This window comes from Brevundimonas subvibrioides ATCC 15264, from assembly GCF_000144605.1.
Classification (GTDB): Bacteria; Pseudomonadota; Alphaproteobacteria; order Caulobacterales; family Caulobacteraceae; genus Brevundimonas; species Brevundimonas subvibrioides.
Map to the genome: position 1 here is coordinate 3,091,989 of NC_014375.1, position 16,225 is coordinate 3,108,213.

Here is a 16,225-nt window from a genome sequence, read left to right on the forward strand (position 1 = left end):
TATGGCCATCAGTCATGCCCGAACCGCTCGATCGCTTTCCGCCCACCCGTGCCGCCGGCCTTCAACGGCTGGCGGACTTCGTGCCGCACGCGGGCGAGGCCTATGCCATGGGGCGCAACACCGATGCCGGACCCGGGGGACATCTGGCAGTGTCGGGGCTTTCGCCATGGCTGCGCCACCGGTTGCTGACCGAACGCGAGGTCGTCGCCGGCGTGCTGGAGCGCCACGACCCGCGCGCGGCCCAGCGCTTCATCCAGGAGGTGCTGTGGCGCACCTACTGGAAGGGCTGGCTGCAGATGAACCCCGAGGTCTGGACCCGATACCAGGCCGAACGGGACGCGCCGCGCGCGTCGGGCCTGGAGCGGGCGGTCGCCCAGGCCGAGGCGGGGGCGACGGGCATCGAAGGCTTTGACGACTGGGCGCGGGAGCTGGTCCGGACCGGCTACCTGCACAACCACGCGCGGATGTGGTTCGCCTCGATCTGGATCTTCACCCTCGGCCTGCCCTGGGCGCTGGGTGCGGACTTCTTTCTGCGCCATCTGCTGGACGGCGACCCGGCCTCGAACACCCTGTCCTGGCGCTGGGTGGCGGGACTGCAGACCGTGGGCAAGACCTATCTGGCGACGCCCGAGAACATCCAGCGGTTCACCAACGGCCGGTTCAAGCCCAGGGGGCTGGCGACGCGGGCCCTGCCGCTGAGCGAAGACCCTCTGCCGGCGGCCCGACCGCTCCCGATGCTGGAGGCCTCGCCGCCGGCCGGACGGAGCCTTCTGCTGGTGACCGGCGAAGACCTGAACCCGGAGAGCGCCTTTTCGGTCGCGTGGCAACCCGAGGCGATCGTCGTCATGGCGGGTGGCGACCCAGGCCGGTTCGCGGCCGCGGCGGCCGAGGATGCGGCCATGCGCTGCGCGGCCCGGTTCGACAGACCCGCCCGGGTTATGCCGATGGCCTCACACGACGCCATCCGGGATGCCGCAAGGGAGGCCGCGGTGGACCGGGTGGTCGTGCTGGAGGCCCCGGTGGGCCCCATGGCGGATGCTCTTGAGCGGCTGGAGGCCGAGCTGACGGAACAGGGGATCGCCCTGATCCGGGTGCGCCGATCGTGGGACGACCGACTGTGGCCGCTGGCGACCCGGGGCTTCTTCAAGTTCCGGGAACGCGCGCCGGCCGCCCTGATGGCCGACGGCCTGCGGATCTTATCGTCGGCGACGGGGATCAGCCCCCGGCGCGGCGCATGCCCGGCTGGCGCTTCTTCATCACGAAGCCGATGACCCGGGCCGCCGCCTCGAAATGCTCCCGCGGGATGGTCTCGTCGATGTCGACGGCGGCATAGAGCGCCCGGGCGAGCGGCACGTTCTCGACGATCGGCACGTCATGTTCGCGCGCGACCTCGCGGATGCGCATGGCGACCGCGTCCACGCCCTTGGCCACGCAGACGGGGGCGGCGTCGCCGGCCTCGTAGCGCAGGGCCACGGAATAGTGGGTCGGGTTGGTCACGATCACGGTGGCCTTGGGCACGTTCTGCATCATCCGCTGGCGGCTGCGCTGCATGCGGATCTGCTTCAGCTTGGCCTTGATGTGCGGGTCGCCCTCGGACTGCTTGTACTCCTCCTTCAGCTCTTCCTTCGACATCCGCATCCGCTTGGCGAAGCGCATCTTCTGCCAGACGAAGTCCCCCCCGGCGGTCAGGGCCAGGAAGACCAGGGCCGAGCTCATCAGCGCGATCATCAGATCGCGTGCCAGCGGCAGGATCGTCAGGGGAGACATGGCGGCCATGGTCTCGAACTGTCGGGCGTGCGGCTTCAGCACCATCCAGCAGATCACGCCCACGGCCACCAGTTTGAGAAGGGTCTGCGCGAACTGCATCAGGCCATCGGGCCCGAAGATGCGCTTGAAGCCGGCCATGGGGCTGACCTTGCTCCATTTGGGCTTCATCTTCTCCGCCGAGATGACGAGGCCCGACTGGGCCACGTTTCCGCCGACCCCGCCCAGGATCGCGGCCAGCATCACGGCGCCGAGGAAAGGCGCGACGACCCACAGGACGCGGGCCCCGATCTCGACTCCGCCGCCGGCCTCCAGCCCGCCCAGCATGGCGTGGGGCGCGGCGATGAAGGGCAGGAAACCCTGCGCCATATTGGTCGCGAAATAGCCCCCGCCCATGATGAGGACGCCGGTGACGCACAGCAGGCTGAGGGCCGGGGCGACGTCGGCGGATTTCGCGACGTCGCCCTTCTTTCGCGCCTCCTCGAGTTTCTGAGGTGACGCCTCTTCTGTCTTGGACTCGGGATCGGCGTCTTCAGCCAATGCTGCCTCCCGGGACGAACAGTCGGGCGAGGGCGCGGTAGCGGTCGATGAAGACCGTGCCCATCACCCCCAGCGACAGGGCGAAGATCGACAGGCCGAGGATGACGCTGAGCGGGGCGGCGGCGAAGAAGACCTGAAACTGCGGCATCACCCGCGCCACCAGCCCCGACGCCAGGTTGAAGATCAGGGCGAAGACGATGACCGGGGCCGCCAGCTGCACCCCCAGCATGAAGCTGTCGGCGATGGTGCGGATGGCCAGTTCGGTGAAGTCGGCCATGATCAGAGGCCGTGCGGGCGCGATCAGCTCATAGGACCCGACCAGGCCGGCGATGAACAGGTGATGGGTGTTGGTCGCGAACACCAGCACCGTGCCCAGGATCATCAGGAAGGCAGAGATCGTGGCACCGGGCTGGGCCTGCAGCGGATTGGCGGTCTGGGCGAAGCTGAGCGTCGTCTGAAGCGAGACGATCTCCCCGGCGGTGGCGAGGGCCCCGGTGAAGGCCCGCAGGATCGCGCCGATCATCAGGCCGGTCACCACCTCGCGGATGATCCAGCCGACCATGCCGCCGATCGTCTCGGGCAGGGCCGGCAGCGACGGCGACACGATCGGCCAGAGCGCCAGCGACACCACCAGCGCCAGGGACAGCCGGATGCGGGGCGGCACATAGCTTTCGCCGATGCCGGGCAGGCTCAGCAGGATCGCGCCGATCCGGGCGAAGATCAGCCCGCCGGCCCAGACCTGATCGGCGGTCGCGTAGGGATCCATCTTTTTGGCGTCCCGCCAGCCCTACATGCCCGAGATGCGCGCCGCGATCGTGCGCATGAAGGCCCCGAGCAGCCCGCCCATCAGCGGCAGGAACAGAAGCAGGGAGACGAAGATGGCGATGATCTTGGGGGCATAGACCAGGGTCTGTTCCTGGATCTGGGTCAGGGCCTGAAACAGGCCGATGCCCACACCGACGACCAGTCCCACGATCAGGACCGGAGCGCACAGCTGCACGGTCAGCCAGATGGCATCGCGGCCCACATCCAGAACTTCTGCGCCGCTCATCGCCCAACACCCTTCAGGAACTGGGCAGAAACTGCCGGGAGCGTGGTTAATGCGACGTTAGCAATGTCGGCCGCTGGCCCGCTCCTTGCGGATTTCTCCCCAGAAGAGAGGTATCCGATGGCCTGGAGCGCAATTTCGACCCGTAACGAGACACCCGCCATCTCCAGAGGGGGATGGCTGGACGCGCTGCGTTTCATTGTGGCCTCCCTGATCATCCTGCATCACTTCCAGGCGGCGGGCCCCGTGCCTCTGGCCGAGAGCCTGCATCCGGTGTTCGAGCGGGGCGGATTCCTGCTGACCAACTTCTTCCTGATCGACAGCGGCTATGTGCTGATGCGGGTCTATGGCGGAGCCGTCGGACGGGGGGCGATGTCGCCGGGCGACTTCTTCATCAAGCGCTTCCTGCGGGTCTATCCGGCCCATCTGATCATGGGCCTGTCGCTGGTGGCGCTGGTGCTGATCGGCACGATGGCGGGCGTGGCACCCCGCAATCCCGAATGGTTCGCCTGGGACCAGCTGCCGGCGCAGCTGACGCTGACCCAGGCTTTCGGGCTCCACGGCGGCCTGGGATGGAACGCACCCAGCTGGTCCATCTCGGCCCTGGTCGGCTGCTACGTCCTGTTCCCCTACATCCTGACCGGCCTGAAGCGGCTGGGGCCCTGGTCGGCCCTGCTGGTGGTGGTGGGGCTTTACCTGATCGCCAATGCGGCGACGCAGGCCTGGCTCGGATTCCCCGTCTACCAGATGCCGATGAAGTTCGGCTTCCTGCGCGCCCTGCCCCTGTTCGTGCTGGGCATGGGACTGGCCGTCTTTACAGAACGGGTCTGGATCGCACCGCGTCTGGCCCGCATCGTGGGTGTGTCGGCCGCGGTCGGGCTGGCGGTGGTTCAGGCCTTCGACAAGAACGCCCTGATCTCGCTGACCTTCATTTCGCTGATCATCCTGGCGGCGGGGGCGATCCCGGTCCTGAGGCCCTCGAAGCTCATCGAACGGGCCAGCGTGGTGTCGTTCTCGATGTTCATCACCAATGAGGTGGTGCGCATCGCCTGGTTCGGCGTGGTCAATGTGATGATCGCGAAGTTCGCCCTGTCGGTGCCGGTCCAGTGGGGCCTGTGGGGTGTCGGCGTGCTGGCCGCGTTCGTGTTCGCCTTCGCCTTCCACACCGCCATCGACCAGCCGATCCAGAACGCCATCAAGGCCCGGCTGTCGCGTCGCCGCACGTCGCGCCGACCGATCGAGGCCGGCGCGGTGGTGTCACTGGAAGGCTAGCTGCCGCTGTTGATGTGCAGGATGTTGCCGTCCGGGTCCTTGAACCAGGCGGCGCGGAAATCGCCCATGCGATGGATGCCGTCGGCGTAGGTCGCCTCGGGCAGGTCATAGCGTTCGAACGTCACGCCCTTCGCTGCCAGATCCCTGACGATGCTCTCGATCTCTTCGCCGACGCCCCAGACCAAAGCGTTGGCCTTGTTGGTCCCGGCGAACTCCGAGACATAGACGATCAGCCGTGTGTCGCCCGTCTGAAAGACGGTGGGGTCGTCCCCGCTGTCGGGAGCCAGGTTCAGACCGAGCGTCTCGCCGTAGAAGGCGCGGGAACGCGCGATGTCCTTGACCGCGACGATGGCGGCAGAGTTCCGGGCTTTCAGCATGGGTCGGTTCCTGTGTGGCCCTCTCAAGCGTGCGGCAAGCCGGACGCGTTCCGCCGATGTCGCCGTCAGAATCGGTCTGCTTGCGGCGACGGGGTCAATCGGGGCAGGGATGCATCATGTCCGAAGGCCTGCTGCGCGACGTCTACATCACCGGGACCGGCGCCTTCCTGCCCGGCGATCCCGTCGGCGTGGACACGATGGAGGACTTCATCGGCCGCATCGGGGGGCGGAGCTCGGCGGTGGGTCGTCGGGCGCTGCGCTGGAACGGGGTGGAGACACGCCATTATGCCCTCACGCCCGAGGGCCGGCCGCTGCACTCCAACGCCTCGATGACGGCGGCGGCGACGAGGGCGGCACTGGACGACGCGGGCCTGTCGGTCGGCCGGCTGGGCCACCTCGCCACGGCCACGACCCAGGGCGACTATATCGTGCCCGGCCACGCCAGCGCGGTGCACGCGGAACTGGGCGCGGGGCCGATCGAGATCGCCAGCTACCAGTCCGTCTGCGCCTCCGCCCTGATGGCGGCCAAGGGGGCCTGGCTCCAGGTCCGCGCCGGCGAGGCCGAGGTCGCGGCGGCGGCGGCGGGAGAGTTTTCGTCCCGCTGGTTCCGGCCGGAATTCTACGAAGGCACCGCCCTGGTCGACGCCAAGGGCCGGGCGCGGGTCGAGGCAGACTTCCTGCGCTTCACCCTGTCCGACGGGGCGGGCTCAGTCATCATGGAGCCGAAACCGCGACCCGACGGCCTGTCCCTGAAGGTCGACTGGATCGACCTGACCTCGCTGGCGGGCCGGTTCGACCCCTGCATGTGGGCGGGCTCGACCTTCGCCGACCGCGCGGACATGAAGAGCGCGTGGAGCCATGCCGGACCGGTGGCGGCGCACGCCTCGGGGTCGGTGGCGCTGGTGCAGGACTTCGAACTGCTCAAGATCGTCATCCGGGCCTGGATCGGGGTCTGGCTGGAAAAGGTGGATCAGGGGCGGATCGTCCCGGATGAGGTCGACCACCTGCTGTGCCACTATTCGGCGCGGTCGCTGCGCGAGGAGATCGTCTCGGTGCTCAAGAGCACCGCCGCCATGATCCCCGAGGAAAAGTGGTTCTCCAACCTGCCGACCGTCGGCAACATCGGGGCGGCCTCAATCTGGGTCATGCTCGACGAATTCATGAAGTCGGGGCGGGCGAAGCGCGGCGAGAAGGTCCTGCTGATCGTTCCAGAAAGCGGACGGGCCATGGTGGGGTTCATGATGTGCGAGGTGGTGTGATGGCGGACGGAACACGTGTGGACGACCAGGTCGCCGACACCCTGCGCAAGCTGGCGGTGGTCTTCGCCGACTTCGAGCAGCGGCTGGAGGCGACGCCCCTGATCCGCAAGCTGACGCGCGGCCGGTTCGAACTGGCCGACTACCAGCTGTTCCTGATCAACCTGCGCCAGCAGGTGAAGGACGGGGCCCTTTGGATGTCGCGCGCCGCGTCGAACGTCGGCGAGAGCCATCTGGAGCTGCGCTCGACCCTGATGCGTCACGCGGTGACCGAGCACCGCGACTTCCGCCTGCTCGAGGCCGACTTCGTCTGCTCCGGCGGCGAGGTCGAGGTGATCCGCTCGGCCCCCAAGAACGTCGGATCCGAGGCCATTTCCGCCTGGATGTTCCATGAGGCGTCGAAGCCCGATCCCTTCGGCCTGCTGGGTGCCATGTTCATCATCGAGGGCCTGGGATCGATCAAGGCCGCGCCCTGGGGCCGGCAGGTCAAGGAACGGCTGAACCTGCCCGACGAGGCCGTGCGGTTCCTGCTGTACCACGGCGAGAACGACGCCGAGCACATGCAGGAGTTCGAGGAGATGCTGCGGATGGTGCTGCCGGACGCCGCCGTCGCCGAACGGATCGTGATGACCGCGAAGGTCACCGCCCGGCTCTATGCGCTTCAGATCGAGGAGATCGCCGCGTGAGCCTGTCCGACGGCGGCGACACGGCCGAGTGGAAGACCGATCCGTTCGACGCGCGGCGCTACGACCCCAATGACCCGGACCCGTGGCTGGCGCTGTATCTCGACCATTCCCTGCCGATCGATCCGCAGGCCAAGCGGGCGCTCCTGCTCGGTGCACGGTCGTGGTCACGGCGGTGGCTGTTTCCGGTCAGCCGCCCGGTGGTCTTCCTCTTCTTCTGCATCGTGAAGGTCCTGCGGGCGATCTCGCCCCGCTATCCGAACCTCAACGGCCTGCTGCACAAGTCCATCCACTGGGGTCTGCGCACCTTCGGCAGCCCCGAATGCAATACCCTGATCCTGCGCCACTTCCATGTGGGGACCGAGCTGCTGGCCTTTCTGAAGGCCAATGCGGGGGTCGATCCGGCGCTGGTGAAGACGGTGCCGCTGAAGCCGCTGACGCTGAAGGACCTGGAGGACAACGTCTTCCTCCAGCACGACCTGAACATCTTCAACTTCATCATCGAGCTGAACATGGCGCTGCGCGCCGCCGGCAAGGAGATCACGCCGCCGGAGCGGGTCGACTTCTCCATGCTGTCGGACATCGAACCGGACTTCGAGACCTTCCCGACCGGCCCGCTGAACCGGATCGACATCCAGACCGCGGTGGAGTTCTACACCCCGCTGTATGCCCTGATGCTGCCCCGCGCCGACTTCATGCGGGCCAGCCATTCGCTGCAGCTGGACGAGATCGTCGGCATCTATATCGGGCGGATCCTGGGGACCGACTACCACATGCATTTCGTCAAGAACGGCCACCCGCTGGTCACCCTGTCGACGCTGCAGGCGGGCTTCCGGCTGATGATGCACGGGCTGGACTGCGAGGCCATGCACGGCTGGCTGCGGGTGCTGAAAGCCCGTCAGGAGGCGGGGCTGCCGCTGGATCCAAGGGATCCCACGGGCGGGCCGGAGCTGGCCTGAGCCGCGGCTCCGTCGTCGAGGTCGGCCCGGGCGCGGGCGGCCAGGTCGAAGAAGCGGTCGCGGACCCCGGCGGCATAGGGGTTCTCGCGTTCGATGGCGCGAAAGACGGCGGGGGAGTCGTAGCGGACCATCTCGACCGCCTGCATGATCCGCTCGAAGCTGGTGGTGGTCATCCGCGTCGGCAGGGGCTCCATCGACAGCAGGACGCGCGAGATCAGGTGCGTCAGCCCCTGGACGACGGCCGCCTCGCGGTCGTGATCCTCCGGCGAGACGAGGAACACCTTCAGCTTCAGGGCATGGCGGCAGAAGGCGGCGACGCGGCGGGCGATCCGGTCGCCCCGCACCGGGCAGACGGCGATGCGAAGCCCGGCGATGCCGTCGCGCGCGCTCTGCGGCCCGAACAGGGGGTGGGTCCCGACGGTCTGGACGTGGGCGGGCAGGTGTTCGGCCATCAGGCGGGCGGGGCCGACCTTGACCGACCCGACGTCGAGGATCAGCGCGCCCTCCTGCAGGTCGGGCGCGATGGCCGACAGGGTCTGCGCCAGCCCCTCCACCGGGACGGCGAGGATCACCACCGGGCAGGCGGCGGCCGTGGCCAGGTCGGTCAGACGGGCCGCGTCGCCCTCTTCCGCAGTAGCGGCCGGATCATGGGCCAGGACCTCGAACCAGGGCGACAGGTGCCGGGCGGTCAGGCGGCCGAACGCGCCATAGCCGATCAGGCCCAGTCGGGGGCGCTGTGCGGCCGGCCGGCTCACGCGGTCAGGGCCTCCTGGAAGTTGACCGGGCGTCCGTGGGCGGTGCCGACCAGGTCGCCGTCGGACATGACCACGCGGCCGCGCACGATCGTGGTCATCGGCCAGCCGGTCGCCTCGAAGCCGTCGAAGGGCGTCCAGCCGCAGCGGCTGGCCTGCTGGTCGTGGGTGATGGTGCGCTTCGCCTTCAGATCCACCAGCGTCAGGTCGGCGTCGTATCCCTCGGCGAGACGTCCCTTGCCGGCGATGTTGAAGATGCGCTGGGCCCCGGCCGAGGTCAGGTCGACGAAGCGTTCCAGCGTCATCCGGCCGTTCGCCACATGGGTCAGCATGACCGGCACCAGGGTCTGGACGCCCGGCATGCCCGACGGCGAGGCGGGATAGGGCTTGGCCTTCTCCTCCTTCGTGTGCGGTGCGTGATCCGAGCCGAGCACGTCCACCACGCCCTGGTCGATGCCGCCCCACAGGCCGGCGATGTGCGGTGCGTTGCGGATCGGCGGGTTCATCTGGGCATAGCCCTTGAGACGCGCATAGGCCTCGTCGCCGTCCAGGGTCAGGTGCTGGGGCGTGGTCTCGACGGTGGCGACGTCCTTGTGGTGGGCGAGGAATTCGATCTCCTCGGCGGTCGAGACGTGCAGGACGTGGATGCGCTTGCCGGTTTCCTTCGCCAGCCGGACCAGGCGGCGGGTCGACATGATCGCGCTTTCGGCGTCGCGGACCTCGGGGTGGCTGGTCCAGTCGCCCGTGCGGGCCAGGGGGCGGCGCTCGGCCAGGCGGTACTCGTCCTCGGAATGGAAGGTGGCGCGGCGCGACACGGCGTTCAGCACCTTTCGCACCCCGTCGTCGTCGGCGATCAGCAGATCGCCCGTGGAGGCCCCCATGAAGACCTTGATCCCGCAGCAGCCCGGCAGCCGCTCCAGCTCGCCCAGGAACGCGGCGTTGGCGTGGGTGCCGCCGACGTAGAAGGCATGGTCGGTCCACATCCGGTCGCGGGCGCGGGCCAGCTTGTCGGCCAGGGTGTCGGCGTCAGTGGTGTTGGGTTCGGTGTTGGGCATCTCGAACACGGCGACGACCCCGCCGAGCGCGGCGGCGCGGGAGCCCGTCTCGAGGTCTTCCTTCCACTCCAGACCCGGTTCGCGGAAGTGGACCTGGGTGTCGATGACGCCGGGCAGGACGGTCAGGCCCGAGGCATCGACGACCTCACCGGCCGAGGCCTGGGACAGGTCGCCGACGAAGGCGATCCGCCCGTCCCGCACGCCGACGTCGGCCATGCCCCGGCCCGCGTGGTTCACCACCTCGCCGCCACGAACGATCAGGTCATAGGTCTGGGTCATCGCAGGGTCCGGGTCTGGAAGGGCAGGGTCTGAATAGTCTGATTTCGAGCGGACGAAAAACACCGTCCGACCCGTCCGACCCGTCCGACCTGTTCGGGGCGAGGGTCAGCCGGTGCGTCGTCCTGACCATTATAGATGAGGTGGAATACAGGGCTGAAAACTTTTCCGGAGATTGATCCTCCCCTGCGCAGCGGGGGAGGGGGACCGCCGCGCGCTTGCGCAGGGGTAGAGGGAGCAACCCCAGACACAGCGCGTGTTTCCGCCCCCTCCACCACCCTTCGGGCGGTCTCCCTCCCCCGCAAAGTTGCGGGGGAGGGTCGTTGTCGATGTGTCCAATAGCAGGGCCCGAAGCGGACACATCCGCGACCGTCAGCCCGCCTGTGTCTCCCGCGCCAGCAGCCCGCGCGCGGCGCGCAGGACGCGGTCGGCGGGCAGGCCCAGCATGTGGTGGATGTGCTGGTTCAGGCGCGGGTCGATGGCCTTGAACTCGTCCAGCGACCGTTCGCCGCGCAGGGAGACGCCCTTCCAAGGCCCGACGCGGGCGTCGTCGGACGGGCCGAAGACGCCGACGGAGGGCACGCCGGCCGCCACCGCCAGCTGGGTCCAGAGGGAGTCGGCCCCGACGTAGAGGCTGGCGCGCGACAGGGCAGCGGCGGTCTGGAGCCGCGTCAGCTTGCCCTGCAGCTCGATCACCCGGGTGCGCGGCACGGCCAGCCGGATGGTGTGGGCCAGGTCGCGGTCGGCCTCCTCGCCCACGATCATCAGACGCCCTCCGGCCAGGGGCCCGTCCGCCGCCAGAAGCGGTCCGGCGACCTTGGCATAGCGCTCGGCGGGCCAGCGGGTGCCGATCCAGTCGGTGCCGGGACCGACGGCCAGAATGGGCGCGGGGTCGGGTCCGATCAGGGCGTCGGCCGTGGCGCGCGTTTCCGCGCCGAAGAACAGACGGGGCGCGGGCACGTCGTCGAGCTGCAGCACGCGGGCGGCCGCCTCGACGGCATGCAGGCCGGGCTGGTCCGGGCCGCGCACGGCGCGCTTCAGGCGGCGCAGGCGTTCCGAGAATTTGGTGCCGCGCATGTCGACGACCAGGCCCCAGCGCGTGTCGCGCACCTGGTTCCACAGCCCCAGCCAGTCCCATCGCCCGGTCCGGTCCAGCACGATCAGCCGTTTCAGGCGCGGCGTGTCGGCGAACAGCGGGGCCGACGCGGCCGATCCGACGATGGTGAAGTCCGCCTCCGGCAGGCTGACGACCAGATAACTGAGGACGCCGGACGACAGGACGGCGGCCTCTGCGTCGGCCTCGGCGATGTACAGGATGGGAAAGCGGGCACTCATGGGTAGACCGTATACGGATTCTCTGCTCCTCCGCGCCACAGGGGTCGTATTCTTGCGACATCTGCGTAAGTTCGCCCTGAACGATCGGGGGATACTGTGAAGGTTCGATCCGTCTGGGTGGCAAGCATCCTCTCCCTGCCGATAGTCGCGGCATCCACCGCCCCTGCGCCCCAAGTTACGCGAGAAGCGCCTCCCGGCGAGGGCGTCATCTGCGCTTGGGCCATCTACAGTCTGATCGAGGAGGTCGGCCGCCGCTGTGCACCAGAGCGCTTCCCGGAGAACCAGACGGAACTGCGCCGCACCGTTCAAAGACTGGACGACTACGTCCGGGCTAACTCAAAGCTGACGCCTGAGGAAATCGCACGGTTCAAAACAGAGCAGGCCAACGTCGGCGCACCGGAAGCGGTGCTGTGCCAAGGTGACGCGCTGCAGATGTTCGAAAGTCTGGGTCAGACAAATCCGGTCGAGTTGAGCCGAGGTATAGATGCCTTGGTCGCTCGTCCCGGCACACCAACTTGGGGCACGTGCCTGTAGAACGGCACCGCAGCCCCTATCTATATCCCATGATCGATCACATCGCCCACCTGACCAGCCGCGCCCTGATCCGGGTGAGCGGGACCGATGCGAAACCCTTCCTGCACAATCTGCTGACCCAGGACGTGGAGACGATCGCCGACGGCGAGGTCCGGTTCGGGGCCATGCTGTCGCCCCCGGGGCGGTTGCTGTTCGACCTGTTCCTGTGGGGCGAGGCGGACGGCGTGGTTCTGGATGTCGCGGCGGACCGGCGCGCGGCCCTGATCCAGCGTCTGTCGATGTACAAACTGCGAGCCCAGGTCGAGATCGCGGCGGACGAGCGGCCCGCGCTGGCCAGCTGGCCGGGCGTGGCGGCAGGCTTCGTCGTCGATCCGCGCACGTCGGCGATGGGCGGACGGGCGATCGGAGATCACGTCCCCGACGCGACCGAGGCCGACCATGACGCGCATCGCCTGTCGGTCGGCGTGCCCGATCCGGCGGCGGACGCGGGCTCGGACCGGACCTACCCGATCGAGGCCAACTTCGACCTGCTGAACGGGATCGACTTCCAGAAGGGCTGTTTCGTCGGTCAGGAAACCACGTCGCGCATGAAGCGGCGGGGCGAGATCAAGAAGCGGATGCTGCCCCTGACCTTCGACGGTGCGGCGCCGGCGGCCGGCACCGAGGTGCTGAACGGCGCGTTGCGGGCCGGCGAGGTCCTGACTGGCCGGGACGGCGCGGCCATGGCGCTGGTGCGGCTGGACCGTCTGGACGGGCCGCTGATGGTCGAGGGACGGCCCGTGGCGGTTCTGTACCCCGAATGGATGACGCCGCTCAGCCAAGGCTGAATTCCGCAGCCTTGGCTGAACTGTGAAGTTTTGCGTTTTCAACGGTCAAGCTGAAGCCGGCGGCGGTCTCAAGAGTACCTGTCCCCGGAAGCGGCATCGCCCGGAGGAACACCCATGTCCAAGACCGATCTCATCATGAACCAGCTCGATAAGCGGGTTGAGACGCGCAACGAGCGGCGCAAATTTTTCAAGACCGCCGGTGGCTTTGCCGTCGGTGCCACAGCCGGTGCCGTCCTGGGGGCTTGCTCCAGCAACAGCGACACAGCGATCGCGCAAGCGCCGCCCGCCGGTGCCGCCAACCTCGACGTCGAAATCCTGAACTTCGCGCTCCAGCTCGAGTATCTGGAGGCCCAGTTCTATTCCTATGCCGCCTTCGGCACCGGCCTGCCGCAAAGCTCGTTGAGCGGGACGGGAACCCAGGGCGCTGTCATCGGCGGAACGCAGGTGAACTTCAGCGACCCGCTGGTCCGCCGATACGCCAACGAAATCGCGGCCGACGAAGTCGCCCACGTCAACTTCCTGCGGACCGCCCTGGGCAACGCAGCGGTGGCCCAGCCTGTCATCGACGTCGGCGGCACGAACCCGAACGGTGCCTTCTCGCAGGCCGCGCGGGCCGCAGGTCTGGTGGGTCCCGGCCAGGCCTTCAACCCCTACGCAGACGACAACAGCTTCCTGCTCGGCGCCTTCATCTTCGAAGACGTCGGTGTGTCGCTCTACAAGGGCGCCTCGCCCCTGGTCACCAGCAAGGTCTTCCTCGAAGCCGCGGCCGGACTGCTGGCTGTCGAGGCCTACCATGCCGGTCTGGTGCGCACGGTGCTCACCGCCAAGGGGCTGGAAATGCCGACCCTGGCGATTTCCAATGCGCGTGACTCGCTGGACGGCACATCCGACCTCGATCAGGGCATCACCGCCACGGGCACGGGCAACGCCGCCGCCTCCAACATCGTCCCGACGGATTCGAACGGGCTGGCCTACAGCCGCTCCGTCCAGCAGGGCCTGAACATCGTCTATCTGACGCCGGGCGCCGGCATCAATCGCGGCGGCTTCTTCCCCAACGGCCTGAACGGCCCGACCGGGTTCATCACCACCTGACCGCAAGCGACCTGCTGCAAGGCAATCAACCCGCCGGCTCGAAAGGGCCGGCGGGTTTTTCGCTGCCTCAATCGTCCTCGTCCCGACGCAAACCGGGAAAGAAACCGTCGATGCTCGAGAAGATCTCGATGCTGACGTCGACCCCGCAGTCGGACACCGGGCCGGCGTCCTCGCACGCGGGCCTGACCGCTCCACCCGGCCGCTGGCGACGGGCCACGTCGGCCTCAAGCTGCCGGGCCCCCTGCCGCTCGAGGCGCCGGTCGCGGCGCGCGTCGCCCGAGCCGTGGATCGGCGTGGCGTCCCGGATCATGCGGCTGGCGCACGCCTCACCTTCAACGCCGGACAGGCCATCACGCGTGGGCGAGCAGTCGAGACGCGCGCGCAGACTCCGGGCGATCCGGTCCCGGAGATCCAGCGCGCCGGCGGCGGACGGGGACGTGGGAGCGGCGGCGACAACCGCCCGTCCCTCGGCGGTGTCCGCCAGGGTCGGCAACCGCGCGGTTGGCGAGGACACGGACGGATTGGCGATCGGCGCGGCACCATCGGGTCGGGCCGCCCTGGCCCAGGCCCCGGCGCGGGTGACGGGCCAAGGGTCCAGCGACAGCCAGATGGCCGGATCGGGCGGACTGACGGCGCGCGGCGTGTCGGACCCGAAGTCGCTGCCGAGGCTGAGCATGCTCAAGACCAGACCGTTGAGCGCCAACGCGCCGGTGCCGGCGAGGATCTGTCGGCCGCGCGGCGTCACATCGCACCTGGCGCGCGGGCACTCAGCATGGTGGATCCCTGGTTGAACCGGCGTCGCAGATCCACCTATTGGCGCGGGTCAATGGGACTTTATTCGGGCGCGAGCGCATGCGTCGCTTAAGCTCGGCCCATGCGCGAATCACCGACACGCTGCGCCTGGTGCGGGACCGACCCGCTGTACGTCGCCTATCACGACACCGAATGGGGCGTGCCGGAGTACGACGCCCGGGCGCTGTGGGAGAAGCTGGTGCTGGACGGGTTCCAGGCGGGGCTGGCCTGGATCACCATCCTGAAGAAGCGCGAGGCGTTCCGGGCGGCGTTCGACGGGTTCGATCCCGACCGGGTCGCGGCCTATGGCGCGGCCGACCGGGCGCGGCTGATGGCCGATGCGGGCATCGTGCGGTCCGGGGCCAAGATCGACGCGACCATCCGGGGGGCCCGAGTCTTCGTCGAGATGCGCGACCGGGGCGAGGACTTCTCCGCCTGGCTGTGGTCGTTCGTGGACGGGAAGCCGGTCCAGAACGCCTGGGCGGACAGCGCCGCGCGGCCGACCCAGACGGAGCAGTCGTTGGCGATGGCCAAGGCCCTGAAGGCGCGCGGGTTCGGGTTTTGCGGGCCCGTGATCGCCTATGCCTTCATGCAGGCCACCGGCATGGTGAACGATCACGGGGTGGAATGCTTCCGCCACGCCGAGGTCCGGGTTAGGACCGGGTCGTGAAGTCCCCTGCCCCCAAACCCGCGCGCGCCTTCCCGACGATGGCGCTGGAGACCCTGCTGGCGAGCCGCGTCGGTGGGCGGGTCTGCGGCGTGGACGAGGCCGGGCGCGGGCCGTGGGCGGGTCCGGTCTCGGCGGCGGCCGTGATCCTGAACGCCGACGACCTGCCCGTCGGCATCGACGACTCCAAGGCGCTGACGGCCGCGCGACGCGAGGCGCTGGAGATCGAGATCAAGGCCCGGGCCGTGGCCTGGGGCGTCGGCTTCGCCTCGGTCGAGGAGATCGACGCGCTGAATATCCTGCATGCCACGGGGCTGGCCATGTGCCGGGCGATCGAGGCGCTATCTGTCAGCCCCGTCGCGGCCCTGGTCGACGGGAACTACCGGTTCAGACTGCCGTGCGACGTGGAGACGGTGGTGGGCGGCGACGGGCTGTCGCTGTCGATCGCGGCGGCCTCGATCCTGGCCAAGACGGCGCGGGACCGGTTGATGATCGAGATGGACGACCTGTATCCCGGCTACGGCTTCGCCGGGCACAAGGGCTACAATGCGCCGGTGCATTCGCAGGCGCTGCAGACAATGGGCCCCTGCCCCATCCACCGGCGGACCTGGGCCCCGATCCGGGCGCTGCTGGAGGCCTGAGGCCTCAGACCGACAGGAGGCCGCCCAGCAGGGCTCCCATCACGGCGGCGACGCAGCCTCCAACCAGGAAGGTGAACCAGCCCGCGGGCGCGTCCGGCGACGGCGGCGGGGCGGCCCGATAGATCCGGGTCGGCAGGATGGCCTCGGCGCGGACCAGGAAGTCGTTGGCGGGACGACCGTCGAAGCGGGTGGCGGCCGGCGCGCGCCAGGCGGCCGTCTGGTAGGCCTCCGTCACCGTCCGGGCCGACGGGGGCGGCGCAGGCGTGTGGAGCGGACCCGAGAAGACGCCGGGAAAGGCGTCGCGCGTCGGCGTCGCATCCTCGCTCGGGCCTTCGGAAATGGTCACGATCACGCC

The 16,225-nt window shown here is 68.9% G+C and carries 19 protein-coding genes; 10 read left to right on the forward strand and 9 right to left on the reverse strand.

Annotated features, from left to right (window positions below):
• The first annotated feature begins 14 nt into the window (after positions 1-14).
• The gene (locus BRESU_RS15080; RefSeq protein ID WP_013270423.1) at positions 15-1,271 is read left to right on the forward strand and encodes an FAD-binding domain-containing protein; all 1,257 of its coding nucleotides are present in this window, start codon (positions 15-17) and stop codon (positions 1,269-1,271) included.
• Here BRESU_RS15080 and flhB read toward each other — a convergent pair.
• Genes flhB through fliQ form a run of 3 tightly spaced genes read right to left on the reverse strand, consistent with a single transcriptional unit; the run spans position 1,216 to position 3,355 of the window.
• On the reverse strand, positions 1,216-2,304 hold the full coding sequence (gene flhB / locus BRESU_RS15085; RefSeq protein ID WP_013270424.1) for a flagellar biosynthesis protein FlhB: 1,089 nt from the start codon (positions 2,302-2,304) through the stop codon (positions 1,216-1,218). The genes BRESU_RS15080 and flhB overlap by 56 nt on opposite strands.
• Entirely contained in the window at positions 2,297-3,070 is a 774-nt protein-coding gene (gene fliR / locus BRESU_RS15090; protein ID WP_013270425.1) for a flagellar biosynthetic protein FliR, read from the reverse strand. The genes flhB and fliR overlap by 8 nt, the downstream gene beginning before the upstream one ends.
• A gap of 21 nt (positions 3,071-3,091) precedes the next feature.
• Positions 3,092-3,355 (reverse strand): flagellar biosynthesis protein FliQ, encoded by a 264-nt coding sequence (fliQ, locus tag BRESU_RS15095; protein WP_013270426.1) that lies wholly within the window; start codon positions 3,353-3,355, stop codon positions 3,092-3,094.
• A gap of 117 nt (positions 3,356-3,472) precedes the next feature.
• Here fliQ and BRESU_RS15100 point away from each other — a divergent pair, with 117 nt between their 5' ends.
• Positions 3,473-4,624, forward strand: a complete 1,152-nt coding sequence (locus tag BRESU_RS15100; protein ID WP_013270427.1) for an acyltransferase family protein — start codon at positions 3,473-3,475, stop codon at positions 4,622-4,624.
• Here BRESU_RS15100 and BRESU_RS15105 read toward each other — a convergent pair.
• Positions 4,621-5,001, reverse strand: a complete 381-nt coding sequence (locus BRESU_RS15105) for a VOC family protein (protein WP_013270428.1) — start codon at positions 4,999-5,001, stop codon at positions 4,621-4,623. The genes BRESU_RS15100 and BRESU_RS15105 overlap by 4 nt on opposite strands.
• 116 nt (positions 5,002-5,117) lie before the next feature.
• Here BRESU_RS15105 and BRESU_RS15110 point away from each other — a divergent pair, with 116 nt between their 5' ends.
• The 3 genes from BRESU_RS15110 to BRESU_RS15120 are packed head-to-tail and all read left to right on the forward strand — an operon-like array spanning position 5,118 to position 7,899.
• Positions 5,118-6,260: a beta-ketoacyl-ACP synthase III gene (locus BRESU_RS15110; RefSeq protein WP_013270429.1), complete on the forward strand. Its 1,143-nt coding sequence runs from the start codon at positions 5,118-5,120 to the stop codon at positions 6,258-6,260.
• A complete protein-coding gene (locus BRESU_RS15115; RefSeq protein ID WP_013270430.1) occupies positions 6,260-6,943 on the forward strand; it encodes an iron-containing redox enzyme family protein in 684 nt (227 codons plus the stop codon). Before BRESU_RS15110 ends, BRESU_RS15115 begins: the two co-directional genes overlap by 1 nt.
• A complete protein-coding gene (locus BRESU_RS15120; RefSeq protein ID WP_013270431.1) occupies positions 6,940-7,899 on the forward strand; it encodes a DUF6999 family protein in 960 nt (319 codons plus the stop codon). Before BRESU_RS15115 ends, BRESU_RS15120 begins: the two co-directional genes overlap by 4 nt.
• Here BRESU_RS15120 and BRESU_RS15125 read toward each other — a convergent pair.
• The 3 genes from BRESU_RS15125 to BRESU_RS15135 form a co-directional block, all read right to left on the reverse strand.
• Positions 7,839-8,654, reverse strand: a complete 816-nt coding sequence (locus BRESU_RS15125; protein ID WP_013270432.1) for a prephenate dehydrogenase/arogenate dehydrogenase family protein — start codon at positions 8,652-8,654, stop codon at positions 7,839-7,841. The genes BRESU_RS15120 and BRESU_RS15125 overlap by 61 nt on opposite strands.
• The gene (locus tag BRESU_RS15130; protein WP_013270433.1) at positions 8,651-9,985 is read right to left on the reverse strand and encodes a dihydroorotase; all 1,335 of its coding nucleotides are present in this window, start codon (positions 9,983-9,985) and stop codon (positions 8,651-8,653) included. Before BRESU_RS15130 ends, BRESU_RS15125 begins: the two co-directional genes overlap by 4 nt.
• Before the next feature lie 369 nt (positions 9,986-10,354).
• Positions 10,355-11,317 carry a glycosyltransferase family 9 protein gene (locus tag BRESU_RS15135; RefSeq protein WP_013270434.1) on the reverse strand — a complete coding sequence of 321 codons (963 nt, stop codon included), beginning with the start codon at positions 11,315-11,317 and terminating at the stop codon, positions 10,355-10,357.
• Between the two features lie 96 nt (positions 11,318-11,413).
• On the opposite strand from BRESU_RS15135, the gene BRESU_RS17460 reads away from it, so the two are divergent.
• The 3 genes from BRESU_RS17460 to BRESU_RS15145 all read left to right on the forward strand — a co-directional run bounded on the left by BRESU_RS17460 (position 11,414) and on the right by BRESU_RS15145 (position 13,770).
• Positions 11,414-11,851, forward strand: a complete 438-nt coding sequence (locus BRESU_RS17460) for a hypothetical protein (RefSeq protein WP_156796187.1) — start codon at positions 11,414-11,416, stop codon at positions 11,849-11,851.
• Positions 11,852-11,880: 29 nt separating this feature from the next.
• On the forward strand, positions 11,881-12,678 hold the full coding sequence (gene ygfZ / locus BRESU_RS15140) for a CAF17-like 4Fe-4S cluster assembly/insertion protein YgfZ (RefSeq protein ID WP_013270435.1): 798 nt from the start codon (positions 11,881-11,883) through the stop codon (positions 12,676-12,678).
• A gap of 114 nt (positions 12,679-12,792) precedes the next feature.
• On the forward strand, positions 12,793-13,770 hold the full coding sequence (locus tag BRESU_RS15145) for a ferritin-like domain-containing protein (RefSeq protein WP_013270436.1): 978 nt from the start codon (positions 12,793-12,795) through the stop codon (positions 13,768-13,770).
• Between the two features lie 67 nt (positions 13,771-13,837).
• Here the strand turns inward: BRESU_RS15145 and BRESU_RS15150 are convergent, their stop codons facing one another.
• Positions 13,838-14,452 carry a hypothetical protein gene (locus BRESU_RS15150; RefSeq protein WP_156796188.1) on the reverse strand — a complete coding sequence of 205 codons (615 nt, stop codon included), beginning with the start codon at positions 14,450-14,452 and terminating at the stop codon, positions 13,838-13,840.
• A 192-nt stretch (positions 14,453-14,644) separates the two neighbouring features.
• Here BRESU_RS15150 and BRESU_RS15155 point away from each other — a divergent pair, with 192 nt between their 5' ends.
• Positions 14,645-15,232 carry a DNA-3-methyladenine glycosylase I gene (locus BRESU_RS15155; RefSeq protein WP_013270438.1) on the forward strand — a complete coding sequence of 196 codons (588 nt, stop codon included), beginning with the start codon at positions 14,645-14,647 and terminating at the stop codon, positions 15,230-15,232.
• 38 nt (positions 15,233-15,270) lie between these two features.
• On the forward strand, positions 15,271-15,870 hold the full coding sequence (locus BRESU_RS15160) for a ribonuclease HII (RefSeq protein WP_050762586.1): 600 nt from the start codon (positions 15,271-15,273) through the stop codon (positions 15,868-15,870).
• A gap of 4 nt (positions 15,871-15,874) precedes the next feature.
• On the opposite strand, the gene BRESU_RS15165 is transcribed toward BRESU_RS15160, so the two are convergent.
• Positions 15,875-16,216, reverse strand: a complete 342-nt coding sequence (locus BRESU_RS15165) for a hypothetical protein (protein WP_013270440.1) — start codon at positions 16,214-16,216, stop codon at positions 15,875-15,877.
• Positions 16,217-16,225: the final 9 nt, after the last annotated feature.

Bases quoted from the DNA above. Each gene is read 5' to 3' on its own strand.
- BRESU_RS15080 (WP_013270423.1), top strand. From the start codon at position 15: ATGCCCGAACCGCTCGATCGCTTTCCGCCCACCCGTGCCGCCGGCCTT.
- fliR (WP_013270425.1), bottom strand. From the start codon at position 3,070: ATGGATCCCTACGCGACCGCCGATCAGGTCTGGGCCGGCGGGCTGATC.
- fliQ (WP_013270426.1), bottom strand. From the start codon at position 3,355: ATGAGCGGCGCAGAAGTTCTGGATGTGGGCCGCGATGCCATCTGGCTG.
- BRESU_RS15100 (WP_013270427.1), top strand. From the start codon at position 3,473: ATGGCCTGGAGCGCAATTTCGACCCGTAACGAGACACCCGCCATCTCC.
- BRESU_RS15105 (WP_013270428.1), bottom strand. From the start codon at position 5,001: ATGCTGAAAGCCCGGAACTCTGCCGCCATCGTCGCGGTCAAGGACATC.
- BRESU_RS15110 (WP_013270429.1), top strand. From the start codon at position 5,118: ATGTCCGAAGGCCTGCTGCGCGACGTCTACATCACCGGGACCGGCGCC.
- BRESU_RS15115 (WP_013270430.1), top strand. From the start codon at position 6,260: ATGGCGGACGGAACACGTGTGGACGACCAGGTCGCCGACACCCTGCGC.
- BRESU_RS15130 (WP_013270433.1), bottom strand. From the start codon at position 9,985: ATGACCCAGACCTATGACCTGATCGTTCGTGGCGGCGAGGTGGTGAAC.
- BRESU_RS15135 (WP_013270434.1), bottom strand. From the start codon at position 11,317: ATGAGTGCCCGCTTTCCCATCCTGTACATCGCCGAGGCCGACGCAGAG.
- ygfZ (WP_013270435.1), top strand. From the start codon at position 11,881: ATGATCGATCACATCGCCCACCTGACCAGCCGCGCCCTGATCCGGGTG.
- BRESU_RS15145 (WP_013270436.1), top strand. From the start codon at position 12,793: ATGTCCAAGACCGATCTCATCATGAACCAGCTCGATAAGCGGGTTGAG.
- BRESU_RS15155 (WP_013270438.1), top strand. From the start codon at position 14,645: ATGCGCGAATCACCGACACGCTGCGCCTGGTGCGGGACCGACCCGCTG.
- BRESU_RS15160 (WP_050762586.1), top strand. From the start codon at position 15,271: ATGGCGCTGGAGACCCTGCTGGCGAGCCGCGTCGGTGGGCGGGTCTGC.